Raw genomic sequence first — 24,982 nt, forward strand, 5'->3', positions numbered from 1 at the left:
GACCTGATGCAATTTCTTCCGCTGTTCCACAAGCTGCAGGATCGCCCGGTACTGGTGATCGGCGGTGGTGAGGTCGCGCTGCGCAAGGCGCGCCTGCTCAGTGATGCCGGTGCGCGCCTGCGCGTCGTTGCGCCCGAGGTGCGTAGCGAGCTGCAGGAGCTGGCTGGCTCGGCCGGCATCTTCCTGCGCGGCTATGCGAGCAGCGACCTGCAGGGCGTGGCCCTGGTCATCGCGGCGACCGACGACGAAACGCTCAACGCGCAGGTGTCCGCCGAAGCCCAGGCGCTCGGTATCCCGGTCAACGTCGTCGATGCGCCGTCGCTGTGCAGTGTGATCTTCCCGGCGATCGTCGATCGTTCGCCGCTGATCGTTGCCGTCAGCAGTGGTGGTGATGCGCCGGTACTGGCGCGACTGATCCGGGCCAAGATCGAGACCTGGATTCCTGCCAGCTATGGGCAACTGGCCAACCTGGGCAAGCGCTTTCGCGAGCGGGTCAAACAGATGTTTCCCGATGTGCAGCAGCGCCGGGTATTCTGGGAGGATGTCTTCCAGGGGCCGATTGCCGAGAGCGTCTTCGCTGGCAAACCGGAGGCGGGCGAGCGTCTTCTGCAGGAGCGCCTGGCTGGCGCCGCGCCGCGAGCGCTGGGCGAGGTCTATCTGGTCGGTGCCGGCCCCGGTGATCCGGACCTGCTGACTTTCCGGGCGCTGCGCCTGATGCAGCAGGCCGATGTGGTGCTCTACGACCGCCTGGTGGCGCCAGCCATCATCGAGTTGTGCCGCCGCGATGCCGAGCGCATCTACGTGGGCAAGCGCCGCGCCGATCATGCGGTGCCGCAGGAGCAGATCAACCAGCTGCTGATCGACCTGGCCAGGCAGGGCAAGCGCGTGTTGCGCCTGAAAGGGGGCGACCCGTTCATCTTCGGCCGTGGTGGCGAGGAAATCGAGCAACTGGCCGCGGAGGACATTCCCTTCCAGGTGGTGCCAGGCATCACCGCCGCGTCGGGTTGCGCCGCCTATGCGGGCATTCCGTTGACCCACCGCGATCATGCGCAGTCGGTCCGCTTCGTCACGGGGCACCTCAAGGATGGCAGCAGCAATCTGCCATGGAAGGACCTGGTGGCCCCAGGGCAGACGCTGGTGTTCTACATGGGCCTGGTGGGGTTGCCCGCCATCTGCGAGCAACTGATCGCCCACGGTCGTTCGGGCGCAACGCCGGCGGCTCTGGTGCAGCAGGGCACCACGCAGAATCAGCGGGTGTTCACTGGCACCCTGGACAGCTTGCCGCAACTGGTGGCCGAGCATGAAGTGCATGCACCGACTCTGGTCATCGTCGGCGAGGTGGTCACCTTGCGTGACAAGCTGGCCTGGTTCGAGGGTGCGCAGGGCCACGTCTGATACGTGGGGTGGATCGCGCTTCATCGATCCACCGTGGCTGGGTATCGATGGATGAAGAAGGCCTCATCCACCCTGCGGCCTAGCTGTGTAAACCCAGTACGTTGTTCAGTGGAAGCGGTGCTCTGCTGATCGGGGGCAGGTATCCGAGGCTGGCGTGCAGTCGGTGCCAGTTGTAGTGATGCAGCCAGGGCAGCAGGTGCGCTGCTCGCTGCTGTGAAGTGTCGTAGCTACGGGCATAGGCCCATTCACGCAGGCTCGTTTGGATGAAGCGCTCGGCCTTACCGTTGGTGCGTGGCGTATAGGGCTTGGTACGGATGTGTTTCAGCCTGAGTCGAGCACACAACCGTTGAAACGCCCGGGACCGATAACAGGCGCCGTTGTCTGTCATGACGCGCCGAAAGCAGATGTTCAGCCCGCGGTAGTAGCGCAGTGCTTGCAGCAAGGCCCGGCAGGCGCTGCTGCCGCGCTCATCTGGATGCAGGCTGGTGAACGCCAGTCGGGACGCATCGTCGATAGCCACGTGCATGAACTCCCAGCCGGCGCCGTCGGAGCACTGCTGACGGTCGCCAGTGACTCGATGCCCGGGTTTCCAGAAGCGGCCAAGCTTCTTGATGTCCAAGTGCAGGAGATCGCCAGGATTGGCGTATTCATAACGCACCACCACAGGAGCGGGTTCCAGCTCAGCCAGCCGATGAAAGCCGGCCTGCTTGAGGCGGCGGGCCACGGTACTGACGGCCAGGCCGAGTATCTGAGCGATCTGCCGGTAAGTCTTGCGAGAGCGACGTAGCTCGATCAGTTGCTCGACCAGAGCGATTGCCGTGGCATGGGGGCATGAGTGCGGACGTGATGAACGATCCATCAGGCCAATCTCACCTTCCTCACGAAAGCGTTTGAGCCACTTGTAGGCTGTACGCACACTGACGCCAGCGGCTTGTGCCGCATCTTCGACTCGCAGACCGTTGAGCATGCGCTGCACGAGAAGGGCTCGACCTCGCGGGGTAAGACGGGCATGTTTATGCAGGTTCATCCGGGGCTCCTGGAAGGCTGTGTTGGTCGCGCTTCCAGAATTCCGGGAATGCCCCGGATGAACAACCTACTGAGAGATCACACCTAGCGCTCGGTTTTTTGCCACACGCCCTTGCCCGGCAGGCGCTGGCGATCGTGCGTGCGCATGAAGTCCTGCTGCGGCCCCTTGGGCACCACACCCGTCGGGTTGATGGTGGCGTGGCTGGCGTAGTAGTGCGACTTGATATGGGTGAAGTCCACCGTCTCGCTGACGCCGGGCCACTGGTAGAGCTCGCGCAGCCAGTTGGACAGGTTCGGGTAGTCTTCGATGCGCTTCAGGTTGCACTTGAAGTGGCCGTGGTAGACGGCGTCGAAGCGGATCAGCGTGGTGAACAGGCGGATGTCGGCTTCGGTCAGGTAATGCCCGGCCAGATAGCGTTGCCCGTCTAGCAGCGTTTCGAGCTCATCGAGCATGTCGAACAGCTCGTCGAAGGCCTCTTCGTAGGCATCCTGGGTAGTGGCGAAGCCTGCGCGATAGACGCCGTTGTTCACCGCCGGATAGATGCGCTCGTTGAGCTGATCGATGCGCTCGCGCAATGGCTCGGGGTAGAAATCCAGGTCGTTGCCGCTCAGGCCGTCGAATGCGTCGTTGAACATGCGGATGATTTCCGACGACTCGTTGCTGACGATGCCGCCGGTTTGCTTGTCCCACAGCGCTGGCACGGTGACGCGCCCACTGTAATGACGGTCGTCCGCCGTGTAGCGCTGATGCATGTAGGTGAGGTTGTCGAGTTGATCGCCGCTGGAGCCGAAGTCGCGATCGAAGGTCCAGCCCTGTTCGCGCATCAGCCAGCTGACCACCGACACATCGATCAGCGATTCGAGCCCTTTGAGCTTGCGCAGGATCAGGGTGCGATGCGCCCAGGGGCAGGCCAGCGAAACGTACAGGTGGTAGCGGCCGGCCTCGGCCTTGAAACCGGCATCGCCACTTGGCCCCGCGCCGCCGTCGGCGGTCACCCAGTTGCGCCGCTGCGCGCTTTCGCGCTGGAAACGTCCGCCGCTGCCGGTGTCATACCACTGGTCGTGCCAGCGCCCATCGATCAACAAGCCCATGACGCCTGCCTCCGTTTTGAATGAAACTGGAGTCTATCGTCACCGGCTCGATTGAAGCGTTGAAAAAGCTGGCTCAATCCATCGAAGAGATTGATTGAAGACGGGCGTCCCAGCGCATCTTCGCCTGGGCGAAGGCGTCCTCACGCGCCAGACCAAGGCCGCGCAGCGCGGTGGCCATGGTGGCGATGACCGCCAGATAGCCATAGGCATCCTCCTGCTCGCCGTGCCAGAAGGCCTTCAGCCGTGCCGGGTCGAGGCTCTCCGGCTTGACGTGGCGCTGCGCCGAGAGCGCTGGCCATTCCTCATCCCAGTCCTCGCCATTGGCGGTGCCATAGAGGTGGCAGGCCGAATCCGGGTTGGCCTCGATCTCGCCCCCTTCGCCCTTGATCACGATGGCGCAATCCTCCAGCAGGCGACTGGCTTCGCGATGCACGGCCTGGTAGCCGGGATGGAAGATGCTTTGCAGGCCGCAGCGTGCGCCGAGCGGGTTGATCACGCGGGCCAGGGAGTGGATCGGCGAGCGCAGGCCCAGCGTGTTGCGCAGGTCGATCATGCGCTGCAGCGCCGGCATCCAGTCGCCCAGGTAGCCGTAGGCCAGGTGTTGCTGGTCCAGCGCATGCTGCACCGACGGCCAGTCATGGCAGCGGGGTATCTCCAGGAGGGCCAGGAGCTGCTCGGTATACAGGCGTCCGGCGGTGTGGGCGCCGCCGCCGTGCATGAAGATGCGCACGCCGCTGTTCGCCAGGGCCTTGGCTGCCAGCAGGTACCACGGCAGGTGGCGTTTCTTGCCGGCGTAGCTGGGCCAGTCCAGATCGACCTGGATAACCGGGGCAGCCAGTCGCGGACGAATCGCCTCGGTGAAGCCGGCGAGTTCCTCGGCGCTTTCTTCCTTGTGCCGCAACAGCATCAGGAAGGCGCCAAGCTGGGTGTCCTCGACCTTGTCATCGAGCAGCAGGCCCATGGCCTCGCGTGCTTCTTCGCGGGTCAGGCCGCGAGCGCCACGCTTGCCCTTGCCGAGGATGCGCACGAACTGGGCGAAAGGGTGTTCGGCGGGAGTGATCAGATTCATAGGCAATTGGTCGGTTTGGGCAGGCCGGCCAGCTTGGCCGCCAGCTTGGCAGGCGTGCCCTTGAACAGGCGATTGAGGTGCAGGCTGTTGCCTTTCTCCGGGCCCAGCTTGAGGGCCACGTACTTGATCAGCGGGCGATTGGCCGGCGACAGCTGGAATTCGTTGTAGAAGGCGCGCAGCAGCTGGAGGATTTCCCAGTGCTCGGCACTCAGTTGCAGCTCCTCGGCCTCCGCCAGGGCCTCGGCCACCGGGCCCGACCAATCCTGCAGGTCGACCAGGTAGCCGTCCTTGTCCAGGGCGATATGCTGTCCAGCGACGTTCAGCGTGTTCATAACCAGCTGTTGACCTTGGCGTAGCGGGTGCAGAGTTCGACGAAGCCCGGATAGTCCACGGCCTGTACGCGTTCGGGGGCTTGCAGGTGGCGCGCGGCGAGGTCTTCGTCCAGGGCGTAGAGCGCGACGCTGGCGGGCATCAACTGCAGCGCCTGCAGGTTGGCGGTTGCAGGCTGCAAGGCGTAGACCGCGTCGCCACAGAGCAGCAGGGCGTCCTGGGCGCCGAGCAGGCGCAGGCAACTGGCCAGGCGGCTGTCGGCGAATGGCGAATGAGAAAGAATGTGCAGGGTGGCCATCAGACTGTGATCACCTGGTCGTAACGGTCGAGGAGGGCGGTCAGCGCGCTGTCGTCGAGACGCTGCACCGCCAGATTCAGTTCGTTGCCGGCGAGGCCGCGTTCGGCGAGGCTGCGCTCGCTGGCGTACAGATCCTCTACGCCGAACATCGGCAGCGCCTGCAGGTTGGCGCCGAGGTCTTTCTGTTGCAGCGCGCCTGGTTGCTGGCCCTGGTTCAGCTGAAACACGCCATCGTCGAGAAACAGCATGCCAATCGGCAGGTCGAATGCGCCACCGGCCAGGGCGATGTCCAGCGCCTCACGGGCACCTGGGCCGCTCCAGGGCGCCTGGCGGCTGATGATCAGCAGCGACTTGCTCATTCACTGGCCTCCGAAGCAGATCAGTCGATCGGCCTGTTGTGCGGCTTCATGCAACTGGCCGAGGCCGGACAGCTCCCACGGCGCCTCCAGGTTGGCCGCAGGGCGCGAATAGCGCTGCGCCTCCTCGTCGTTGAGCACGCCACGGCGCAGTGCTGCGGCGATGCACACCACAGCGTCCAGGTCGTTGCCGGTGACGAACTCACGCCACTCCCCGGGCAGGTCCAGCTCATCCTGCGGGGTGACGATATTGCTGGCGGCGCTGTGCACGCCGTCCTGATAGAAGAACAGGCGGACGATTTCATGGCCGCCAGCCAGCGCTGCCTGGGCAAAGCGCAGCGCGCGCCGCGAGGCAGGCAGGTGAGGGGCGGCGAACAGGGCGATGGCAAACTTCATGGGGCGTCCGGCGAAGCGAAAAACAGCCGCAATGATAAGGCCAGGGGCCTGCGGCGCACAAAGTCGAGTGGATAAAAAAGAAAAGCCCGCCGAAGCGGGCTCGAAGGGGGACGAAAGCCTATCAGTCGTCGCCGCCCATGATGCCGAAGATCTGCAGCAGGCTGACGAACAGGTTGTAGATCGATACGTACAGGCTGATGGTGGCCATGATGTAGTTACGCTCGCCACCGTGGATGATGGCGCTGGTCTGGTACAGGATGCAGGCCGAAGAGAACAGCACGAAACCGGCGCTGATCGCCAGCTGCAGGCCGCTGATCTGGAAGAAGAAGCCGGCCACCATGGCGCCGAGCAGGACGAACACGCCAGCGGTGATGAAGCCGCTGAGGAAGCTCATGTCCTTGCGGGTGGTCAGCACGTAGGCGGACAGGCCGCAGAACACCAGGGCGGTCATGGAGAACGCCGAGCTGATCACTTCCGCGCCGTTGGCCATGCCCAGGTAGCGGTTGAGGATCGGGCCGAGGGTGTAGCCCATGAAACCGGTCAGCGCGAGGGTGGAAACCAGGCCCCAGGCGGAATCACGCAGCTTGTAGGTGAGGAAGAACAGGCCGTAGAAGCCGATCAGCACCACGAAGAAGCTCGGGTAAGGCAGGTTCGCGCGCTGGCTGAAGAACGCCACCAGGCCGCTGAACGCCAGGGTGATGGCCAGCAGGCCGTAGGTGTTGCGCAACACCTTGCTGACTTCCTGTTGCTCAGCCTGCGAATGATTGATGACGTAGTCTTGCTCTTGCATGGCGACGCTCCTGTGGCACAAGGATTCCGTTACTCGAATGCCCGGATCATAGCAGAGCCGATCCCTGTGCCAAGACAGAGAGTTTGACAGTGTGTTGCGTTCCGGTAAGATTGCCGCCCGCACTGAGGCGGAGCTTCGAGACAGCGGTCTCGAACCCTCCGTAGAAAGAATCTGGAAGCGTGGCCGAGTGGTTTAAGGCAACGGTCTTGAAAACCGTCGATGGGCAACTATCCGTGAGTTCGAATCTCACCGCTTCCGCCATCTAAAGCCCTGTCCTGTAAGGGGTTTCTCAAAATAGAAGCCCGCAAGGGAGCGTTTTGGGAACACTTTGGGAATAGAGGTAAGCAGGGAGGGCAGTCGAATGGCCCTCCCGGTGGGGTGTTACAGCAGGTTCAAGGCCCTGTTGAGCATGCCCACGAAGTCGGGGCCGTCTTTGCTGATCCACTTGGCGTAGTGCTTGAAGATCATCGCCGTGGACGTGTGCCCCATCTGGTCAGCAATCCACTCTGGTGTTGCAATCCCGCTGCTCAGCATCTGGCTGGCAAACGTGTGCCGGCATTGGTTCGGGCCGCGTGGCTTGATGCCTGCGCGCTTCAAGTGCGCCTTCCACCACACATTCCGCAGGTTGTCGGACGTCGAATAGGCCTGATTGGTCGCCGAGTTGTGGAAGACGAAGCGCACGGCCTGCTTGCGCCGCGTGCGGTTGTCCCGGTCCACCACCTCGATTTCCACCGGCTTCATGCTCTTTGTGTGCGCCACCTGGCGTTCCAGGGCGCGCAGCGCCGGCGCCAGTAGCTGAACCTTGCGCGTCGAGCGGCGTGTCTTCGTCACCTTGTACTGACTGCGCACGCGGGCGCGACGGAAAGTCACCGTGCCGGCTTCGAGGTCTACGTCCTCCCATGTCAGCGCCATTGCCTCGCTTACGCGCGGGCCGCACCAGAGCATGAACTCGATCATGTTCAGTTCCTGCACACGGTCGCTCTCAGCGCTGAGCAGTGTGTCGATTTCCTCGCGTGTAAACGGGTCCGGGTCTTCGGTATCGGGCAGAGTGATTGCAATCCCGTCCGTGGGATCGTGGGCGCTCTTGTTGCGGGTGCGGTACAGGCGAAACACCTGACGCATGTTGCTGACGATTTCACGCACCGTCTTGTTATGCAGCTTGGCCATCAGCTCCTTCTGTACCCATGCTTGCATGTCCAGGTGGTCGATCTGGTCGGCCTGTTCATCGCCCCAGCGCGGGCGGATATGGTTCTCCACGCGGCTCAGGTAGCCACGGAAGCCGCTGGCGGCGAGCTGGTTGCGCTTGATCTCAAGCCATAGGTCCAGGTAGTGCCCGAAGGTGTTGGTTTTCACCTTGGGCGAGTCAGGGAAGTGGCGGGCATAGCTGAATGTGCCCGCCTTGATTTCGTACTCGATCATGCCGACTAGGCGTTCGGCCTGGGCGATGTTGTCGGGCGTTGCATCACCATTGAACGGCTCGCGGCACAGTTCGCCCTGATAACGGAAATACACACGCACGCGGTTGCCGCGCACCTCTACACCCTTTGCCATCTGCGCCCCCCGGCACACGAAAAGCCCAGTGTATGGGCCGATAAGAAGCTCGGCCCGAGGTCGGGCCGAGAAGATGCAGCGGTTGTTTCTTGTTATGCCGGCAACGAATGCCTCAGATCAGCAGATCCAGCGACGAGCGTGGGCAGGCCGACCAGGGAATTACCACGGCCTCTTCCAGCGGGCGGCAATGCCAGGCCTGATGGAAGACCTGGCCGTCGATCACCTCGACGCCCGCCAGCACCATGCCAAGGGTGGCCATGCCCTCCAGATGGACGTTGTAGAGCCTGGGGATAGGGTCTTGCATGTTGTTTCCACCCGCGCAGGCGGTCAGGCACGGCCCGCCGGATGGTCCCTCCGGGTTCATGTAAACCTGCACGTCCAAACGCAAGCGTTGGCTGGCCTGCACGTCGCGCGCGGGTCGGCGCTTGCCGAGGTGATAGAGCGGGGTGACGTCGTAGTACATAGCGCAAGAATACTGGTTGAGTATCCAGTATACTTGCCGCAGAACGGGCCAGAGTCGAGTGGCGTTTGTCGCGTCCTGGTCTAGGCATGCTCCCTCCTGAGCCACTCGCGCCGGCGCTGCCACTGCCGGCGCATTTCCTCGATCAGCCGCTCGGCCGCAGCGGCGCCACGCTTGGCGGTGATCTTTTCGCGCAGCTCGTCGACCATCGCCGCGCTGGTGTAGCCGAGGCGCAGCCAGTGGCGCGCCTCGCATTCGTGCATGTGTTGGCGGTCGGCCTGGTCAGCCACGGTCCACCTCCAGTACGCGATAACCGTCCGCCCGGGCCAGCATGGAGACGGCGTTACGCACGGCACGCCAATCGCTCGGCGTGCTGCTGGTGTGGACGATAGGGCGGCCAGGCTTGATCAGGCGAAGGTGGCCACCGTTGGTCTTGGTGATCTTCCAGCCGTGCGCCTTGGCGTAGCTGAACAGCGGCCAGAGGCGCTTGCCGAATCGCCTGCCGGTGGTGATGACTTGGCGGTTCATACAGTCAACTCCAGCGACAGACCGCGCCGCGCAAGTGCTTCCATGCACGCTGGGTTGAGCCAGAGACATTCGGTGCGGGTGTCGCCGCCCCGGCCGGCGCTAATCCGGGCCGAAGTGCTATTCATCGTCCAGCTGTCGAGGCACTCCCGGTAAAGGTCGCTCGGGTAGCCGCTTAGCACGACCATGCCCTGCAGCTTGCTGAGGGTGCCCAGCAGCTCGGCGTGCTGGTCGTCGTCCAGCTCGTGTCGGTAGTACCGGCCCTTCTGTGCACCGCGTACGCGGGTGTCGTGCATGTACGGTGGGTCGACGTAGTGCAGTGCGAGGGCCGAGTCGTGCGCGAGCATGATGTCGATCGCCGGCCGGTTCTCGATCAGAACGCCGGCTAGGCGTTTGCCGATCGCGCTCAATTGTTCCGGGTAGCGAGCCCATAGCTGCTGGGCAGTACCGTACTGGCGATAGCAGTCAATGCGGAATCCGGTGGAGCCTTTGCTGGCTCCAGCCGAGCCGAAGCCCATCTGCGCGCGGATCACTGTGCGGCGTGCTCGCTCTACTGGCTCGTCAGTGAAGATCCAGGCTTGTTCGAACTCTTCGCGGGCATATGGCGTAAGCACCAGACGTTCGGCCAGCAGGTCGCGTTGTGCTGCGTCCTGCAGCACGCGGAATAGATTGACGATATCGCCGTCCAGGTCGTTGTAAACCTCTCCATGGCTGCGGGGCTTCTGCATCAGCACGCCAGCCGCGCCGCCGAATGGCTCGATATACACCTGGTGGGGTGGGAAGTGCTCGATTACCCACGGGGCAAGCCGAAACTTTCCGCCGTGGTAGCGGATAACCGGTGCGATGATGGTCATGGCGCATTCCTCGCGCCGCATGTGCGTGCGACCTCAATAAGCCACGCGGCCAGGTCACGCGGTGTTGCCTCGCGCTCCCGTTTGGTTACCTCGGGGCGATAGCGTAGTTTTTGCCGCGCCTTGCTGGACGCGATTACGTGGCTGGCCTCGCCCATGCGATAGGGAATAGCCGGCAATTGGTCCGGTTTGGCACCGCAGATGTAAAGACGGGTCAGCTTGTCGGCCTTGTGTCCCCACCACCACTGCGAAATAACCAGCGTCCAGCCACCCCAGGCGTCGAAATAGCCAGGTTCAGGCAGGGGCTTTTCCTGCCACAAGAGGCTGGTGGCAGGGTGCTCAAGCACCCCACCATTTGCACGGACTTGGTCAACTGCCCACAGCGCCAACTGCTTTTCGTTCAGACGCGGTTTGGCGAACTGACGGAGACGCCCCCAGGCCCTGCATGGCGGATGGGCAACGACCGGAGCGCCGCCAGCAAAGGTCATAGCGTCGCGCTGGATGTCGTAGACGTCACAGCCAGACATGGTTTTGTAGATGCTGTCGGCGCGCGCGAAGAGCACGGCCACAGATGCCGAATCAGCGTGCATAACGGCGGCGCTCCTGCTTGGCGAGGCGTTTGGCGGCGAGTTCGGCCATGAGGGCGGACCACTCAGTCTGCTTGGTTTGCTGGCGAATGCGGCTGCACTTGGCGTGCTTGCGCGTAGAGCGTGCGCCGCCGCAGATGTCGCAAATGCTGGGCAGGTCCAGGCTGTGGCTGCCCATGGTTGGGCGTGTGCGTTGTTGCTGTGTGGTAGCCTTGTCGGCGCTGACTTCTTTGGGTTCTGCTTGCATGGTGGTTCTCCTTTCGGGGTTGGTCCGGCCCTGGTGAGTTGCCGCTCACCGGGGCCTTTCTTTATGCCGCCACGTAGCCGGCGGCTGTCTTGCTCAGCAGGCCGGCTTCTGCGGCCTGCTGCATCAGTCGGGTGGTTCTTTCGCTGCCCATCCTCAATTCCTTCGCCACCTGCCGCACGGCAAGCTTGGCGCCGTGATCGGTGCGGGAGATCAGCTCCAGCAGCTCGGGCGGTAGGCCGGTGCCTGTAGCCGTTTCCGGCTCGGTTACCGGGTGTTCCTGGGGGCGTTCCTCGGCGCGTTTCTGGCGTGCTTGCACGGTTACTGGGGCGGTTTCGGGAACGGGGCGCAGGGCGCTGAGGATCATGGCCGGCACCACTTCCAGCGCGAGGGCGAAGCCAATGCACAGCAGGGTGGCCAGCTCCGTCGACAGGCCTGCCGCCTTGGCCGGTTGGCTGCGCAGGGTGGTGAGTTCCTGCGATGCGCTGTCGCGGCGCTGCTGGGCGGCGTTGCGCAAGGCGTCGATGCGGGCGAGGGCGGCGGCCTCCAGCTCCAGGGCGCGGGTGACCATGCCGCGTTCGCGCAGGGCGTTTGCCTGGTGATGGATGGCGACCGCTTCGGCGTCTAGCTGCTCGATGCGGGTGGCGTCGGCCTGGCGCAGCTCCAGCAGGTCGGCTTGGCGTTGTCCGTGCTGCGCCTGGTGCTCGGCCTGGCTGGTGATGATCGAGGTCATCAGCCGGTCATAGGTGGCCCAGCCGGAAACGGCGCCCAGGGCCAGGGCGCTGGCCATCATCAGTAGCGCGGCCAGTGTGCGGCGGGCTGCCAGCAGCATCAGGGCCAGTGGCCAGGCGGCGTACTTGAACAGGTCCAGCACTACTGCGGCCGAGGCGAATAGGCCTGCGAGAAGGGGCGCTGCTATCAACGCGGATATGGCCAGCGCCACCGACGTGGCCGTGACGCCGGCGAGGACGGTGACCATCGCCAGTAGCGGCCAGCGGTGGAGTGGTTGTAGGTGCATGGCAGTTCTCCAAGGGTGCCCTGGTGAGTTGTCGCTCACCAGGGCGGGCCGGGTCAGTCAGGGCGTGGCGCCCACTTGAGCTTCAGCTCCGACCAGATGGCCTCGCCGTTCTCGACGTAATGGTGCACCTCCATTTCCGGGCGACGATCAAGGCGCAGCAGCGCAATGCAGGCATCCCACAGCGGCGTGTCCAGGCCACGCAGATCGGTGAGGGGAAATGGGAAGGCGTTGCCGTTGTAAAGGCTCAGCAGGAACTGGGCACAAACGCGACTCTGCCCGGTGTCGCGCCGGGCGACTGGCAACAGTTTGTGCAAGGCCTCAATACCTTGGGAGCGGATGTATGGGCGTTCCGCTTCTTCCACAGCCAATCGGTTTAGGTCGTCCTGCATGCGGGCGTGTGCTGACTGCATGGTGGTTCTCCTTCGGGTGGTGCCCAGGCGTTGCCGCGCCTGGGCGTGCTGGATCAGTGGATGATGGCGAGCAGCGCTTCCGGGGCAACGCTGCACAGCGTGAACAGAGCAACGAGCGCAAGGCCGCTGCCGAGCAACGTGATGGCCTTGTCTGTGCGGGTTTCGTGGTCGACTTGCATGGTGCTTCTCCTTCGGGGTTGAGCCGGCGTTGCCGCGCCGGGTTGGGGTTACGCTTTGAACATCCAGCACTTCACCGTGGGGCAGCGTGGTGCCAGGGGATTGCGGGCGTTGTAGGCCGTGCGCACGGCGCTATCCACGGCCCGGTTGATGTCGATGCAGGGGCGCGAGCGGCTGTTCTTCAGCAGGCCGCGCAGGGTCGCCACGTCCGCCAGCTTCTGCTTGTGCTCGGCAGCGCGTTCGGCGAACTCGTTGAGGTTGATGGCGATGACGTCCGGCTTCTTGCTGTGGTTGACCACCGCACTGTCACCAAGGGATTCCAGGTAGTCGTACACATCCCAAAAGGTGCGCACTTCCTCGGGGTCCGAATTCACCGCGCCCTGGCGTTCCACTGCCATGGCGATCAGCTCTTGCTGCGTGGCGCGGTGCTGCTCGTCAGTGATGGGCAGAATCAGGCGCAGGGCATCGAGCAGGGCGAGCAACTGCGCGTGGTTCTTGATGATTCGCTCGATGCGGATGTCGCGGATCGCGCGCAGGGTGATTTCATGCTCCTTCACCTGCTTGCGGAACACCTCCAGCACCTGCTGTTCGGCCTTGGTGGCCAACAGCAGGAAGTGGCTCACGTCCGTCGCCTGCAGGTGGTTCAGGTTGTCTGCCGCTGCACGGCTGGCGCTGGTGACGTTCGGACGCACGAAGTGCAGCTTGATGATGCGCGTAAGGATCGCCTCGGACGCCGCTACGGTGGCGTTCTGGCTGAACACCAGGGCGGCGCGAAAGGGGGGCGCGTTGGTATCTGTGCTGGCGTTCTTCACGCCCGTCAGGCCCAGGCCGCGACCGTTGTACAGCGGCTTGAACTGGTCGAAGTCGAACACCTTCATCGGTCCGCCTTCCTCGCCGCTGCGGTCGGCTTCCAGCACCACCACCGGCATGCCGGCGGTCTGGCTCAGCCAGCGACGCAGGCCGGCCTTGGTCATCTTGAGCGGGTCGTCGCCTTCCTCGTCCTGGCGGCCGAGCAGCTTCCACAAAAACATCAGCAAGGTGGACTTGCCCGCGCCGGCCTCGCCGGTCACCTCCAGGAAGGGGAAGCTCTGAAACTCCGCACGGATCTGCTCGGCGAACAGCGAGCCAAACCAATACACCAGGGCAATGAGCCCCTGTGCGCCGAAGCACTGCCACAGCCAATCGAGCCAGTCCGTGCGGTAGTCATGCCCCTCGGCGTTGATCTCCATGCGGATGGACTTCTGCAACGTCTTCAAGCGCAGCTTCTTGAACTCGAAGTAGTCCTCTGTGTTGACCTTCTCCACCACACCGCCGCGCACGGCCAGGTCACCGAACACCCAGCAGCCGTGCTCTTTGCTATAGCCGACGTAATCCAGCGTCTGCACGGTTTTCAGGCCGAACAGCTGCTCGCGCATGATCTTATCCAGCTGCGCACCGCTGCCGGTGAACACCGCGCCGGCGGCCATACCCAACAAGCGCTTCTTGAACTCGCTGGCTGCCGCCACCTGGGCGCCGGTGAAGGTGTTGCGAACGGTGGGTTCATCGTGCGGGAAGTCCACACGGAAGTAGTACCAGCTTTCGTCCGTCAGCTCGTTGCGCTGGAAGTACAGCGCGCGCGGGTAGCAGTTGGCGATTTCCGACACGGCGCCGCACTGGCGCAGGGCCTTGTCACGGCGCTGTTTGTCGGTGAGCTGGCGGTCTTCGATGCGCTCGGATTCCTCCAGCTGCTGCATCGCCTTGTTGAACTTCTCCAGGTCCATCTTGAACCAGTACAGGCGGTTCTCGAAGGCGAAGTGGAATTCGTGGCGCTCGCGCCATTCGTACATCAGCGCGCCTTTCTCGGCGGCGCTTTCGGCCAGCAGCAGGGCGCCGTGATAGCGGGCGGCTTTGATATCGCGCTCACGCTGCTCGATGCGCTGCTCGGCGTTGTCGATGAACTGCCAGCGCTGGTGCAGGTCGTTCCAGTCCACCTTGCGGTCACGCTGAGGAATCTGCGCAGCACGGCACTCATAGCCCAGGGCGGTGGCCATGGCTACGTGCTTGCGGGTGTAACGGTGCGCGCCTGGCTCGTTGTCCAGCGCCCATACCAGGCGCGGCAGCTTGCCGCCACGCTGGCGGGCTAGTTCCTTGAGCGATTCCGCCGGGAAGGCGCCGGAGCTCATGGCCGATACCGCCACAATGTCATGGTGGAGCAGGGCGATGGCGTCGAAGACGCCCTCGACGATCCACAGCTCCTTCACCGCCAGCAGGTCCACACCCGGCGGGCACCACCAGTAGCCCTTGGGTGATTTGCCCGTGGCGAAGCGCGCCTTCTTCTTGCCGAAGCGGTGCGGCCGGTCGATCAAGCGCTCCCAGTAGCCGCCGTGCTCCAGGGCGAAGCGCACCGTGGCCGAGCCGATGCCCAGGTCGCGGTCCCAGTAGTTCTCCTGGGTGTAGCTGCCCTTGATCAAACCAAGGTCGAAGCCGCGGGCAAAGCTCAGGTAGTCGTCCGCTGTGCGGTTGGGCTCGGCATCGGTCGCGGGCGAGCGCTTGCTCCAGTCGTCGAACAGATCCTCGAACAGCTCTTTCACGTGCCACTGCTCGCCGCACTTGCTCTCGCGGCCGCACTTGATGAACCAGGGCTCGTCGCTGCGCGAGTACAGCTCCTTCTTGCCGCAGGCCGGGCACGTGCCCTTGCGCAGGTAGTGCGTGCCCTTCATCTGCTGCAGGCCGTAGTTGCGCTCCAGGCGGCTCAGCACCTCCAGGCGTACGGCTTTGTCCATGGCTTTCACGCCTGCGCCTCCTGCAGCTGCTTGCGCAGTGCGCGGATAGAGCGGTGCAAGCCGGCAATGTGCGGGTAGTCCTTCAGCACACGTGGGCCACGCATGCCCTCGGGCACGGTGCGGTAACGATCGGAGTGCCAGACCTCGGCCATGAGAACCTCGTATTGATTGAGCTGGTAACGAAGGAAGGCCCGCGCCTGCGTAGTGCTGAGCGTCATTGCGATGGTCACATCGGCCATACAGGGCCTCCTTTGGGGTGCAACTTCCCCTTACCCACGCGAGGCGGGCAGGGCGGTAGGTGGTGCGTTTAACGGTTATGAAGCGGGCGGAGGTAGCTCGCTGATTGCCAGGGCCACCAGGCGCGGGGCCAGAAACAGCGGTACGTCGTACTTGTGCACCAGGTGGCGAGTGGCGCGCACGGCCAGTTGCTCCGAGTCGCTGAGGTGCTCGTCACGATGGGTCAGCACATAGGCCCTGGCCAGGCTCTGCATCTGGCTGCGGTAGTCATGCGGCAGTGGCTGGGCGGTGTTCATGTGCTGGCCTCCTGGGCGTCGAGTAGGTCCAGCTGGTTGGACTCGGGGCGACTATCGCGCTGCGCCTGCTGACGCCGTGCGGAGGGTGCCAGGGGCAGCACGACGCGGGGCGCGTCGAGGCCGGACGGGCTAAGGGCATAGTCCCAGCTCAGCGAGCCGGTATAGGCCGCACTGCAAGCCACGTTGGTGCATTGGGCATACATGGTCTTGAACGTCGCTGCCTGGTCCTTGCTGCCGCGAATACGCATTGGGCTGCGGCAGGCAGGGCAAAGGGCGCGGTAGCCGCCACCGGTTGGGACTGTCATGGCTGGGGCTTCCTGTGCAGGGCGAGGATGGCGCCAACTTCGGCATGGCGTGCGGCGATGTGCTGGCGATGGGCGGCGATGATGCTGGCCAGTTCGGCCTCGCTGATTTCGCCGTCCTCCAGCGCCTTGAGGATCATCGCGTCGACCTTGCCGCGCTTGACCGCTGTCCCCATGGCGCGGGCCAGCAGGTCGATGTTGTCCGTGTCGGCCGGTTCAGGCATGGCGACAAACACACCGTTGTAGAGGCCGGTTAGGTAGTCGGGCAGGTAGGTGGTGCCGGCGACCGTCTCCAACTGGCGCACTTGCTCGTCCGTCAGTGGGCGGTGGCCGGGGTTCTCGTACAGCTTGTTGTCGAACGGCTTGAGGTCCAGCCCCAGGCAGGTGGCAGCGCACTCGCGGCCCCCTGGGAAGGCGGCCACCACGGCCAGCACGGCGCGGCGGCGGCTATCAAGAATCGGGCGCTTCATCTTCTCGTTTCCCCCCTTGGCCTGGCGCACTACTGTGCGACCGTGCCTTCCTTGATGCCGAGTAGGACGGCGGCTTTGTGGGCCTTGCCGCTTCTGCCTTTCTTGGTGCCGGCGAGCACTTGATAGGTGGTGTGCAGATCGAGGTCGTTGGCTTCGGCAAATTCCTTAACGGTTTTGCCCTGGCTTTCGATCCAGGCCTTTGCTTGTGCTGGGGTACGGATGGCGTGCATCATTCAAAACCATTCAAAAGCATTCAATGGCGCACAGATTACCACTCAAATGAGTGGTGTCAATGGGGTTTTCTATCCAAATGAGTGGAATTGGCGAGCGCCTGCGCGAAGAGCGGGAGCGACTTGGCCTCAACCAGGGCGCTTTCGGTGAGCTGGGCGGGGTTAAGGCGAACGCCCAGGGCAACTACGAAAAAGGGGAGCGCTACCCCGATGCGGCCTATCTGGCGGCGGTGGCAGAGAAGGGCGTTGACGTGCTGTATGTGGTTACGGGCCAGCGCACGCCTAAGCCCAGCAGCAGCCTTGATAGCGACGAAAGCGACTTAATCGAGCACTACCGCCAGTTGCCAGAGAGTGAACGGCAGCATACCCATAAAATGGTGTCTGCTTTGGCGAGCGTTCTTAGGAATGGATGAATTCGGTGCTCCCGAGTCGTGGCACTGTGCCTAAAGACCGACATTGCTATGAATTCTACGGAGTCAGACAGTGGTTCAAAATAATGATACTGGAAAAGAAATAAGTCTGGTCTCTCTGAAGGACTTAAATCTTGATGTTAATAACCCTCGCTTTGGGATGGAAAAGGGGGCGCGCCGGAATCAAACTGATGTAGTGGATTTTATTGTTGAAAATTTTGGCGTAGAAGATGTCATAAGTTCACTGGCTTATAATGGATATTTTTCTGCTGAGCCGCTAATTGCGCTAAAAAATAGTGACAATGAATATGTCGTTGTTGAAGGTAATCGCCGTTTGGCAGCGTGCCTGATTCTTGCCGGCGCTGATCGCTCTAAGAATCAAACTGTCCTCGGTGAGAAATTTGCCGGAAAATGTAAAGACATATGGACTGAGGACACTAAAGTCCCTGTGCAGGTGTTCGAGCACAACGAAGACCGTACGCTCTTGCATTCCTATTTGGGTGTTCGTCACATTATGTCTGCTAAGGCGTGGGATTCTTACGCCAAAGCCGCATGGATCGATGAAATTATCAGAAGTGGCGAGATGAATCTCGATCAGATCAGCCAGGTTACTGGGGATAAAAATAGGACAATTGAAAGGCTGCTTGAGGGTTTCTATTTTATTAATCAGTTGCGTGATGAAGGGCTTTTTGACCCTGCAAGCAGCTTAAGAAAAGGGCGAGGTAGTAACCCCCTCTTTCCTTTCTCTTGGGTCTATACACTTTTAAATTATCCTCAAGTCAGGGAGTGGCTTGGTCTTGTTGGTAATGAGCCAACGAATCCGAAGCCCGTTAAGGCGGACAAGCGGGCAGACAGTGCTGCAGCTGTTACCTATATGTTTGGTAACAAGATTACATCTAAGTTGCCGGCAATTGATGATTCTCGTCAATTAAGTACTTTGGCAGGTGCCTTGGCTGATCCTGTTAAGAGAAACCTTCTTGCTCAAGGTTACTCGATTGGAAGAATTGAGGAGCTTACTAGGGCGCCAGTAGATCAGTTAACTAAGGCCTTTGGTGAGATTGAGGCTAACTTGACCCGGGCATTGGAGCTTCTTGCTGATAGGTCATTGTCAATCGCTGATGCAGCCGCTTTGCTGCCCTCGGGAAAGGCTATAGTGAACCGCAGTGTCGATGTTTACGGTCGCCTCAAGAATTACAGTGATTCGGATATAACTCTGCCAGATGATTTATAATACGGATAATGTTGCTTGGGATCGGCGTGGTGTTTTATTTTCTGCGGCTAGTAATGCTGATCAGACAGAGTTGAACGCCATTATAAATGGGGCTTCTCCTGTTGATGCAGGTGTGCAAGACGACATCATGGCTGACGAGCATCATGCAGACTTGCCAGGCCATGATTATACTTGGGTTGCTGAGGAGGAGGCGCTTGATTTTGTTGTTGGGCCTGTACTTGAAGAGATTAGTAGGCGATCTACTATTTCCGGTCGTTCATACCCCTTTTCTGTAGATCTTTCCTCTATTCGATACCGTAAAAGCAGTACGTTGGTTTATGAGTTTTGCCTGCTTACAACTCTCATTAATAAAAGTAGTGCGATTTTTGACGAGGCTGCAGTTCTGTTTGAATATATTTCGGCAGAGGCCACTCGTTTGTATTTGGGCGGGCATGCGAAAAGCGTGCGCTGCGGTTGGCCTAGAAGGCATAATGAGCCTGCATCCTTTAAAGGGATGATTGCTCAAATAAACGCTATGTGCGGTGAATTTATTTGGGCGCCTCGTTTTGCTTATGCGGATGTCAAAGATCCCGTTAATGTTAAAGACTATGGCCTGGATTTTGTTGCTTGGAAGTGCTTTCAGGATCAAAGGCTAGGACAGCTTATGATCCTTGGTCAGTGTGCTTGCGGGGAGAATTGGCAAGATAAACTCGGTGATTTGTCTGCAAAGAAGCTAAACGAGTATATTCAGCCGGTCTCTTTTGTTGAGTTTACGCCTGCATTTGCAGTTCCTCGTCATATACCAGGACATTTGGTTATAGCAAAGTTGAGTACCGAAGTCGGTATTGTCTTGGATCGTGCAAGGCTGTCGCTGTTGTGTGAAAGAAACTCTAATCACATTAATTCTATGTTCAGGTCTCAGTTGCTAGATATAAATGCACAGATGGTTAAGGCATTAAAATAAAAGGGGCTGTAACGCCCCTTTTATTCATCTTCCCAGATATCAGGCAGTGCACCGGCCACTGCCTCAAACATAGGTGGTGGTACAGCGTTGCCCACTACCTTGTAACGCTGTCTCAGCATGTTGTAAGCAACGTCCTTGGTACGGCTCTCCACTGTGTCGGGGAAGATCATATCTCCGCCGTGAGTGGTGTAGCGTGGCATGAAGCCCTGGAGGCGTGCGGCCTCACGGAAGGAGAAGCGGCGAGCGGGCGCATCCGTCTCAAATTCCCACTTGTCGGTGTGAATCCGTTTTAGGACAGGGCTCACCGGATGCAGTGGCATGTGTCTCATATGGCTGACAACCGTTTTGCTGATTTCGCTCCAGTCCCTGCGGCGGTTGCGCGATAGGTAGTACCAGTGGAATGGGTCTTCGCAGAACTCGCCTTCAGGCCATTCTGGCAAACCTTCCAGGGCTTCTCCGATGCTGAAAAAGGGCTGATCAGCCTCCGGGCCATGAGTAGCCGCCGGGAATTCAAACTCGGCGTTCATGTCCTTGCGAATACCTACGATGACAACCCGCTTGCGCTCTTGTGCAACGCCGTATTCATGGGCATTGATCTGGCGCCAGTAGACGTTGTAACCGTGCTCGCCTGCTTCCGAGAACTTGGCGAGTTGATCCTCAAGCAGGTGGCGATAGGTGCTGCGGCGCAGCCCTGAAACGTTCTCTGCTATGAATGCACGCGGCTGGATGATGCCCAACGCACGTGCGAACTCAAGATAGAGTGTGTTGATTTTCCGGTTGGCCTCGCGGGCGCCGCCTTGGCTGAAGCCTTGGCAGGGGTAGCAGCCAACTAGAAGGTCGGCCGCAGGGAAGTCCTGAATGCCGCAGATATCGCCAAGGCGGTAGTCGGTTTCCGGGAAATTTGCCAGGTAGACGTCACGCGCATAGGGCAGGATGTCGTTGGCCATAATGACGTCAAAGCCGGCCGCGATGACGCCTGCGTCCGATCCGCCACAACCCGAGAAAAGTGATACAGCTGTTGGCATTCGTGCCTCCCTATCATCGGCCGCGATTATACGGGGCTTGAAGACAGTGTTTACAAGTGTTGTCACTACAAATTTACAAGAAGTAAAGCTGGCCTTTTGCTCCGGTTCACATGGTCTACAATTGCTGTGCCAGGACGGCGCCACCCACGAAAAGGAATACGACCATGCCCATTCTTCGCTACCTCTCCGTTGCCCTCGCTTCTGCCCTGGTGGCCGCTTATGCGGCCGCCTGGATCGTCAGTCCTGCGCCGTTGGAGCGCACCGCCACCACCATTCCCCCGCTGCGAATTGACCAGAGCAACGGCCTAGCCCTTTCTGGCGGTTGGCGCACGGTTGCAGGCTATGACCACGGCACCACGAATGCGTCGGAAATTATCTGCAACCGTGAACGGCAGACCTGCTTTGAGGCCTACGCCTCGCTACTGCACCACGACAGCGGCGAGGATCTGGAAGCGCAGGCGTTCGACTATGAGGTGACCACCTGGGATGACCAGCGCCTGGTGGCTATCAATACGGATGGCATGGGGGAGTGTCTTCAGCGCTTTCTGTATGTGGATCTAGTTGGCGAGAGTGCCACGCTGGAATGGCATCCCGGTGAGGATGGCTGCGAGGGCGATATCGGTAAAGCGGTGCTGGTGGGCGACCCGCTTTAGGCTGTGCCCTTGGGATTCTGAAAGCCGCCGTTATGGTCAGGGTTCAACTGCCATTAACGGAGTATGCAGATGAACACCGATGTAAAAACGGCTGTAGGGGAGCAACTGGCGGAGCGGGTTGCACAGCCGGAGAGGGAGTATCTGACGCCGGAGGAAAGGCTGCTGCTGCGGTTCTACCGCCAGCTAGACCAGGGCGAACAGGCGTTTATGCGCCGTGCGATCGAGGCGCTGGCGACGCGAGATTCACCCAAGTGAATGATCAGGCCCCGCTATTGCGGGGCTTGCTTTTGCGCAGCTGTCAAAGTGCCGGTGGCGGTATGCATTCGTAAGTATTTCGTGAACTTGATCACGCCCTTGGTTACTAAGTAACACGTTGTGCGAGCAGATTCCTGTAGAGGCAATAGCTCTTATGTAGCTTTGTACTGCTGTAATAAACAGCGGTATGGAAATTGATTAGGGATATCTCATGTCATTTGAAAGGGCTGAAGCAAAAATAACCGTCGCAAAACTCTTGGAGCTGGCTTACTCAAAAGATAAGGACGTTACGGTAAAGATATTGGCGAAAGCAGGTCATGCGAAGCTGGCGGTGGATCAAGACGGTAATGCAACTTTATCTGGATCTGCGGGTTATCTTACGTTTAGCGGGGCTCCAGCGCTGAAAACCATTGGCGCTAAAGTAAAAAACATTAGCGTTAGCTTTGAGAATAGAGATGGAATGCAGGTTGGCTATACTGCAAGTTTTGGCTTGGAGTATCTTTCTTTAAGTGTGAGCGGGATGTTTGACTTGAAGCAGCTGATAACATCGTGCTCGGGTTTGCTGTGTCGTGCTGCTAGAGCCTTTGATGGGCGTCACGACGCCTATGAAGCTGAACTGCAGAACATAATGGGGCGATGATATGAAGAAGGTATTTGCCGGCATTCTATGTGCGTCGTCTATCGTCGGCTGCGTAACTGAACAGCGCTCAAACACCCCAATCTACAAAGCATTTTCAACCTATAATGAAGTCGCTAGCAACAACAATGTCCTTGATGTGGCGCATCAGTTTTTCAGCCCGTCCCTGCTGGGAGAGAATTATAAAACCAACCCGGACGCTAGGCAGCAGTTACTATTTAAAGATTACATGCGGCGAGTTGATAGCCATTACGAGTTCTCTACGCAGAATGAAGGCTGCCTGAGCATTAATGGGTACGACAAAGAGAGTGCTCCGGTGGTCTTTAAGCTCAAGTATGTTGCGAGCGATGACCGCTGGCTGATCGACAAAATCAACGTTGCCTTTGCAGAAAGCACAGCTGATTTTTCAAACACTGCTGAATGCCCCGACTAGAAAAGCCCCGCCGAGCGCGGGGCTTCGTCGTTTACAGGTCGAGCAGCTCGGGGCTGATACCGAAGGCTGCGGCGATCTTCTCGCGGGTGGGTTTGCGTGGTTTCTTCGCCTGTTCCTGCTGCGCGTAGGCCGCCCGGCTGATGCCAATGCGCTCCGCCACCTCGGCTTGCGAAAAGCCCAGGTGGCGGCGCCAGGCCCCGACAGCGGTCAAGCCTTCTTTCACCATGTAACCCACTACTTCATTGGGCACTGGAGCGTCCCGCGGCTGTGTGGCCACATAGTCTGCATAGGGAATGACGACGAAGGCCGGCGCACCGTCCGGCCCGTAGATGATCTGGACGTGATTAGGCGTGCTCATTGTTTTCGCCGATGTTTATGCAGGTAAGGGGTTGCGCTTGAGGTAGGCTTCGATCTTTCGAGCGACTTTGTAGTTAATGAAGCCGCCCGAGAACATAACGGCCGCGACTGTGTATGCAACGAATATAGGTGCTCCCGCGTAGAGGCCTAATGTACCAGCCTTTATATATAAGCTTATCCAGAAGAAAGCCCCGAGTGCCAGCATGATTGCACCCGCTATTATGCTAAGGCGGGCACCTAATTGATCCGGTTTGCTGATGGTCAGCCTGGCGGTCTTAGTGTCTTGGTCAGTTGTAAGGTATCTTGCAACAGCTTTTATCTGTTTTTGATTCCATAGGCCGGTTTTGTCCAGTTGGATAAGCCAAGCCATCTCTACTGGATTGGCAGAGATGCCCGAGGCAATCCGGAATTTTTCGCTGTTGAGTTGACGATCTAGATAGGTGGCCAGGACATCTTCGTCTGATGTGTCTTTGCGCAGGTTCTTGATCTTGTCGAGCTTTCGACGCACAAAGCTTTTGTCATGCAGTTCAAGTATGTTGCTCCACATACTCAAGGCCTTGCCTATGCGGGCGACTACTATAGTAAGAATCGTGCCAATCCCAAGATCGCTCTTTAGCAGCTCAATAATTGTGTCTACAAGTTCCATTTGCTGAATCCACTGATGTAAACCTCGGATTTTGCCATCAACCTTGCCTGTATGCAGCCCTGATCTATTCCAATAGGGAGGTATCGCCTTCGTCAGCTGCTTTGCTGGTCAGCTCCAGGGATGTGGTGAAGCTGTCCGGCGTGTAGCTGTGACGGATGCGCTCCACCAGCCAGTTGATGGCGGCGATCTCGGGTTTTATGCCGGTGAGGGTGAAGGTCTGGTCGGGCAGCAGCTCGGGCCTGCCGTGGGCGAGGGTGTAGCTGAGCGTGGCGTTGCCGCGCTGGATGCGCCGCCATTCGGCCCGTGCGGCGCGCAGGGCGCTGGAGCGGTCGGCGTAGACGTGGCGCAGTTCCTTGAGGTTGTCGCCGGCGCCGACGATGGCCTCGCGCTTTTGCCCGCCTGCCACGGTGTAGTAGTAGGCCTTGGCGCCAGTGTAGCTGTCGCGGTCGGCCTGCAGGTAGCGGTGGCTGTCGCCGTCTGCGCGGGTGAGGTGAACGTGTGGCAGGGCCAGGCCGCTGGCGGTGATCGAGCCGCCGGCCGGCATGAACAGGATACTCCCGGCCTTGATGGTGGCGATGGCATCATGCTCCCGGCCCAGGCGGGTTAGCAGGTTGGTATCTGACTCGTTGGCTTGGTCCAGGTGCGGCAGGGAAACAAGGGCGAGCTGGGGGGCGATCAGCGGCAGTAGGCCGTTGCGGGCGGCGACCTCGGCGACCACCAGGCCGAGTGTGGTGTCGTGCCAGCTTTGCTCACGCTTGCTCTTGAGGTTGCCGCGCAGGTCCGCGCTGCGGGCGCGGATGCTGAGCACGTCGGGCGCGCCGCTGTGCTCGGTTTCGTCCACGGTGAAGGCGCCTTTGTCGACCAGCCCGGTATCACTCCAGCCCAGCCACAAGCGAATGCTGGCCCCGGTTGGGGGGATGGCGAGCAGCCCGTCGTGGTCGGTGAGGCGCAGGTCGAGCTGATCGGCCTCCATGCCCTTGTTGTCGGTGAGGTCGAGGCTGATCAGCCGTTGGGTAACCTTGCTGGTGATGTCGACGCCACCGACCACCACCCGGCACATGGGGTGCGGGTAGTTGGCGCGCTCCGCTGTCACAGCAGCCCCCAGAGGCCGCTGGCGTTGCTGCCGAGCTGGTCGACGCGGCGTTCATCCACGCGCTTGAGCTTGAGGGAGAACTCATAGCGGCGTGCGGTGCCGTCCTGGAAGAACTCGGCGCGCGTCTCACTGAGCGCGACGATGACCCAGGCGCCCAGCACGTAGCCGTTGCCGTCCACCATGGGCCAGGCGGCGCCGGTGTCGGCCATGTCGCGCAGTTTGTCGAGGCTGCGCACGCTGCCGACCAGGCCGGGGAAAAGCACGCCAGGGAGGGTGATTTCATCCTCCCCACGGCCCAGGAACTGCGAGGCGGGCGGCGCGCCGATGCGGCTGGTGCTGGGGTGGCGCCAGTCGGTTTGTCGCTGGAGCTGCTGGTAGGCGAGGCTTTCGAGGCTGAACACGAACATGCCCAGGGACATCATCATGC

General features: G+C 60.7%; 37 protein-coding genes and 1 tRNA gene. 9 read left to right on the forward strand and 29 right to left on the reverse strand.

Features of this window, described 5'->3' with window-relative positions; all coding sequences use genetic code 11:
• Nucleotides 1-6: 6 nt before the first annotated feature.
• Nucleotides 7-1,395: a siroheme synthase CysG gene (cysG, locus tag JLK41_RS12065; RefSeq protein WP_037055933.1), complete on the forward strand. Its 1,389-nt coding sequence runs from the start codon at nucleotides 7-9 to the stop codon at nucleotides 1,393-1,395.
• Between the two features lie 79 nt (nucleotides 1,396-1,474).
• Here the strand turns inward: cysG and JLK41_RS12070 are convergent, their stop codons facing one another.
• The 8 genes from JLK41_RS12070 to JLK41_RS12105 form a co-directional block, all read right to left on the reverse strand.
• Complete coding sequence (locus JLK41_RS12070) at nucleotides 1,475-2,422, reverse strand: IS481 family transposase (protein WP_210389071.1); 948 nt, start codon at nucleotides 2,420-2,422, stop codon at nucleotides 1,475-1,477.
• Nucleotides 2,423-2,505: 83 nt separating this feature from the next.
• Entirely contained in the window at nucleotides 2,506-3,513 is a 1,008-nt protein-coding gene (locus JLK41_RS12075) for a glutathione S-transferase family protein (RefSeq protein WP_210391083.1), read from the reverse strand.
• A 73-nt stretch (nucleotides 3,514-3,586) separates the two neighbouring features.
• Nucleotides 3,587-4,582 (reverse strand): glycosyl transferase family protein, encoded by a 996-nt coding sequence (locus JLK41_RS12080; protein ID WP_210391084.1) that lies wholly within the window; start codon nucleotides 4,580-4,582, stop codon nucleotides 3,587-3,589.
• Nucleotides 4,579-4,914 carry a TusE/DsrC/DsvC family sulfur relay protein gene (locus JLK41_RS12085; protein WP_134675867.1) on the reverse strand — a complete coding sequence of 112 codons (336 nt, stop codon included), beginning with the start codon at nucleotides 4,912-4,914 and terminating at the stop codon, nucleotides 4,579-4,581. Before JLK41_RS12085 ends, JLK41_RS12080 begins: the two co-directional genes overlap by 4 nt.
• Nucleotides 4,911-5,210, reverse strand: a complete 300-nt coding sequence (gene tusB, locus JLK41_RS12090) for a sulfurtransferase complex subunit TusB (protein ID WP_152488681.1) — start codon at nucleotides 5,208-5,210, stop codon at nucleotides 4,911-4,913. The genes JLK41_RS12085 and tusB overlap by 4 nt, the downstream gene beginning before the upstream one ends.
• Nucleotides 5,210-5,569 carry a sulfurtransferase complex subunit TusC gene (gene tusC / locus JLK41_RS12095; protein WP_175252903.1) on the reverse strand — a complete coding sequence of 120 codons (360 nt, stop codon included), beginning with the start codon at nucleotides 5,567-5,569 and terminating at the stop codon, nucleotides 5,210-5,212. Before tusC ends, tusB begins: the two co-directional genes overlap by 1 nt.
• A complete protein-coding gene (gene tusD, locus JLK41_RS12100) occupies nucleotides 5,570-5,962 on the reverse strand; it encodes a sulfurtransferase complex subunit TusD (protein WP_150609561.1) in 393 nt (130 codons plus the stop codon). It lies immediately after the preceding gene.
• 121 nt (nucleotides 5,963-6,083) lie between these two features.
• A complete protein-coding gene (locus JLK41_RS12105) occupies nucleotides 6,084-6,752 on the reverse strand; it encodes a Bax inhibitor-1/YccA family protein (protein ID WP_134675866.1) in 669 nt (222 codons plus the stop codon).
• Between the two features lie 173 nt (nucleotides 6,753-6,925).
• Here JLK41_RS12105 and JLK41_RS12110 point away from each other — a divergent pair.
• Nucleotides 6,926-7,013: transfer RNA gene (locus JLK41_RS12110), tRNA-Ser, on the forward strand.
• 120 nt (nucleotides 7,014-7,133) lie between these two features.
• Here JLK41_RS12110 and JLK41_RS12115 read toward each other — a convergent pair.
• From JLK41_RS12115 to JLK41_RS12185, 16 genes are all read right to left on the reverse strand, one after another.
• The gene (locus JLK41_RS12115; RefSeq protein ID WP_210391085.1) at nucleotides 7,134-8,303 is read right to left on the reverse strand and encodes a tyrosine-type recombinase/integrase; all 1,170 of its coding nucleotides are present in this window, start codon (nucleotides 8,301-8,303) and stop codon (nucleotides 7,134-7,136) included.
• A 112-nt stretch (nucleotides 8,304-8,415) separates the two neighbouring features.
• The gene (locus JLK41_RS12120; protein ID WP_155294612.1) at nucleotides 8,416-8,607 is read right to left on the reverse strand and encodes a hypothetical protein; all 192 of its coding nucleotides are present in this window, start codon (nucleotides 8,605-8,607) and stop codon (nucleotides 8,416-8,418) included.
• A 239-nt stretch (nucleotides 8,608-8,846) separates the two neighbouring features.
• Complete coding sequence (locus JLK41_RS12125; protein WP_210391086.1) at nucleotides 8,847-9,053, reverse strand: DUF7696 family protein; 207 nt, start codon at nucleotides 9,051-9,053, stop codon at nucleotides 8,847-8,849.
• Nucleotides 9,046-9,291 carry a type II toxin-antitoxin system HicA family toxin gene (locus tag JLK41_RS12130; protein ID WP_210391087.1) on the reverse strand — a complete coding sequence of 82 codons (246 nt, stop codon included), beginning with the start codon at nucleotides 9,289-9,291 and terminating at the stop codon, nucleotides 9,046-9,048. The genes JLK41_RS12125 and JLK41_RS12130 overlap by 8 nt, the downstream gene beginning before the upstream one ends.
• Nucleotides 9,288-10,142 carry a DNA adenine methylase gene (locus tag JLK41_RS12135; protein ID WP_210391088.1) on the reverse strand — a complete coding sequence of 285 codons (855 nt, stop codon included), beginning with the start codon at nucleotides 10,140-10,142 and terminating at the stop codon, nucleotides 9,288-9,290. Before JLK41_RS12135 ends, JLK41_RS12130 begins: the two co-directional genes overlap by 4 nt.
• The gene (locus JLK41_RS12140; RefSeq protein WP_210391089.1) at nucleotides 10,139-10,729 is read right to left on the reverse strand and encodes a hypothetical protein; all 591 of its coding nucleotides are present in this window, start codon (nucleotides 10,727-10,729) and stop codon (nucleotides 10,139-10,141) included. Before JLK41_RS12140 ends, JLK41_RS12135 begins: the two co-directional genes overlap by 4 nt.
• Nucleotides 10,719-10,973: a hypothetical protein gene (locus tag JLK41_RS12145; protein WP_210391090.1), complete on the reverse strand. Its 255-nt coding sequence runs from the start codon at nucleotides 10,971-10,973 to the stop codon at nucleotides 10,719-10,721. The genes JLK41_RS12140 and JLK41_RS12145 overlap by 11 nt, the downstream gene beginning before the upstream one ends.
• A 61-nt stretch (nucleotides 10,974-11,034) precedes the next feature.
• Nucleotides 11,035-11,988, reverse strand: a complete 954-nt coding sequence (locus JLK41_RS12150; RefSeq protein ID WP_210391091.1) for a hypothetical protein — start codon at nucleotides 11,986-11,988, stop codon at nucleotides 11,035-11,037.
• Between the two features lie 53 nt (nucleotides 11,989-12,041).
• Nucleotides 12,042-12,398 (reverse strand): DUF7673 family protein, encoded by a 357-nt coding sequence (locus tag JLK41_RS12155; RefSeq protein WP_244976498.1) that lies wholly within the window; start codon nucleotides 12,396-12,398, stop codon nucleotides 12,042-12,044.
• A 53-nt stretch (nucleotides 12,399-12,451) separates the two neighbouring features.
• The gene (locus JLK41_RS25460; protein WP_280527703.1) at nucleotides 12,452-12,577 is read right to left on the reverse strand and encodes a hypothetical protein; all 126 of its coding nucleotides are present in this window, start codon (nucleotides 12,575-12,577) and stop codon (nucleotides 12,452-12,454) included.
• A gap of 48 nt (nucleotides 12,578-12,625) precedes the next feature.
• Nucleotides 12,626-15,337, reverse strand: a complete 2,712-nt coding sequence (locus JLK41_RS12160; protein WP_210391092.1) for a toprim domain-containing protein — start codon at nucleotides 15,335-15,337, stop codon at nucleotides 12,626-12,628.
• 5 nt (nucleotides 15,338-15,342) lie between these two features.
• Nucleotides 15,343-15,576, reverse strand: a complete 234-nt coding sequence (locus tag JLK41_RS12165; protein WP_047589226.1) for a hypothetical protein — start codon at nucleotides 15,574-15,576, stop codon at nucleotides 15,343-15,345.
• A gap of 75 nt (nucleotides 15,577-15,651) precedes the next feature.
• Entirely contained in the window at nucleotides 15,652-15,870 is a 219-nt protein-coding gene (locus tag JLK41_RS12170; RefSeq protein WP_210391093.1) for a hypothetical protein, read from the reverse strand.
• Nucleotides 15,867-16,175, reverse strand: a complete 309-nt coding sequence (locus tag JLK41_RS12175; protein ID WP_210391094.1) for an ogr/Delta-like zinc finger family protein — start codon at nucleotides 16,173-16,175, stop codon at nucleotides 15,867-15,869. The genes JLK41_RS12170 and JLK41_RS12175 overlap by 4 nt, the downstream gene beginning before the upstream one ends.
• Entirely contained in the window at nucleotides 16,172-16,642 is a 471-nt protein-coding gene (locus JLK41_RS12180; RefSeq protein ID WP_210391095.1) for a YmfL family putative regulatory protein, read from the reverse strand. Before JLK41_RS12180 ends, JLK41_RS12175 begins: the two co-directional genes overlap by 4 nt.
• A 29-nt stretch (nucleotides 16,643-16,671) precedes the next feature.
• Entirely contained in the window at nucleotides 16,672-16,872 is a 201-nt protein-coding gene (locus JLK41_RS12185; protein WP_210391220.1) for a DNA-binding protein, read from the reverse strand.
• An 80-nt stretch (nucleotides 16,873-16,952) separates the two neighbouring features.
• Here JLK41_RS12185 and JLK41_RS12190 point away from each other — a divergent pair, with 80 nt between their 5' ends.
• From JLK41_RS12190 to JLK41_RS12200, 3 genes are all read left to right on the forward strand, one after another.
• Nucleotides 16,953-17,285 carry a helix-turn-helix domain-containing protein gene (locus tag JLK41_RS12190; protein ID WP_210391221.1) on the forward strand — a complete coding sequence of 111 codons (333 nt, stop codon included), beginning with the start codon at nucleotides 16,953-16,955 and terminating at the stop codon, nucleotides 17,283-17,285.
• A gap of 70 nt (nucleotides 17,286-17,355) precedes the next feature.
• Nucleotides 17,356-18,513 (forward strand): hypothetical protein, encoded by a 1,158-nt coding sequence (locus JLK41_RS12195; protein ID WP_210391096.1) that lies wholly within the window; start codon nucleotides 17,356-17,358, stop codon nucleotides 18,511-18,513.
• Nucleotides 18,503-19,456, forward strand: a complete 954-nt coding sequence (locus JLK41_RS12200; protein ID WP_210391097.1) for a hypothetical protein — start codon at nucleotides 18,503-18,505, stop codon at nucleotides 19,454-19,456. The genes JLK41_RS12195 and JLK41_RS12200 overlap by 11 nt, the downstream gene beginning before the upstream one ends.
• Before the next feature lie 20 nt (nucleotides 19,457-19,476).
• Here JLK41_RS12200 and JLK41_RS12205 read toward each other — a convergent pair whose 3' ends face one another.
• Nucleotides 19,477-20,481 (reverse strand): DNA cytosine methyltransferase, encoded by a 1,005-nt coding sequence (locus JLK41_RS12205; RefSeq protein WP_210391098.1) that lies wholly within the window; start codon nucleotides 20,479-20,481, stop codon nucleotides 19,477-19,479.
• 164 nt (nucleotides 20,482-20,645) lie between these two features.
• On the opposite strand from JLK41_RS12205, the gene JLK41_RS12210 reads away from it, so the two are divergent.
• From JLK41_RS12210 to JLK41_RS12225, 4 genes are all read left to right on the forward strand, one after another.
• Nucleotides 20,646-21,134, forward strand: coding sequence for a hypothetical protein (locus JLK41_RS12210; RefSeq protein WP_210391099.1), 489 nt, complete (start codon nucleotides 20,646-20,648; stop codon nucleotides 21,132-21,134).
• A gap of 69 nt (nucleotides 21,135-21,203) precedes the next feature.
• The gene (locus JLK41_RS12215) at nucleotides 21,204-21,389 is read left to right on the forward strand and encodes a hypothetical protein (RefSeq protein ID WP_210391100.1); all 186 of its coding nucleotides are present in this window, start codon (nucleotides 21,204-21,206) and stop codon (nucleotides 21,387-21,389) included.
• A 211-nt stretch (nucleotides 21,390-21,600) separates the two neighbouring features.
• On the forward strand, nucleotides 21,601-22,029 hold the full coding sequence (locus JLK41_RS12220) for a hypothetical protein (RefSeq protein ID WP_210391101.1): 429 nt from the start codon (nucleotides 21,601-21,603) through the stop codon (nucleotides 22,027-22,029).
• Nucleotide 22,030: 1 nt separating this feature from the next.
• Nucleotides 22,031-22,459, forward strand: coding sequence for a hypothetical protein (locus tag JLK41_RS12225; protein WP_210391102.1), 429 nt, complete (start codon nucleotides 22,031-22,033; stop codon nucleotides 22,457-22,459).
• A 31-nt stretch (nucleotides 22,460-22,490) separates the two neighbouring features.
• Here the strand turns inward: JLK41_RS12225 and JLK41_RS12230 are convergent, their stop codons facing one another.
• The 4 genes from JLK41_RS12230 to JLK41_RS12245 form a co-directional block, all read right to left on the reverse strand.
• The gene (locus JLK41_RS12230) at nucleotides 22,491-22,817 is read right to left on the reverse strand and encodes a helix-turn-helix domain-containing protein (RefSeq protein WP_210391103.1); all 327 of its coding nucleotides are present in this window, start codon (nucleotides 22,815-22,817) and stop codon (nucleotides 22,491-22,493) included.
• Nucleotides 22,818-22,832: 15 nt separating this feature from the next.
• Entirely contained in the window at nucleotides 22,833-23,462 is a 630-nt protein-coding gene (locus JLK41_RS12235; RefSeq protein ID WP_210391104.1) for a hypothetical protein, read from the reverse strand.
• Nucleotides 23,463-23,526: 64 nt separating this feature from the next.
• A complete protein-coding gene (locus JLK41_RS12240) occupies nucleotides 23,527-24,522 on the reverse strand; it encodes a phage late control D family protein (RefSeq protein WP_210391222.1) in 996 nt (331 codons plus the stop codon).
• 29 nt (nucleotides 24,523-24,551) lie between these two features.
• Nucleotides 24,552-24,980, reverse strand: a complete 429-nt coding sequence (locus JLK41_RS12245) for a phage tail protein (protein ID WP_210391105.1) — start codon at nucleotides 24,978-24,980, stop codon at nucleotides 24,552-24,554.
• Nucleotides 24,981-24,982: the final 2 nt, after the last annotated feature.

It is taken from the genome of Ectopseudomonas khazarica (genome assembly GCF_017915135.1).
Classification (GTDB): domain Bacteria; phylum Pseudomonadota; class Gammaproteobacteria; order Pseudomonadales; family Pseudomonadaceae; genus Aquipseudomonas; species Aquipseudomonas khazarica.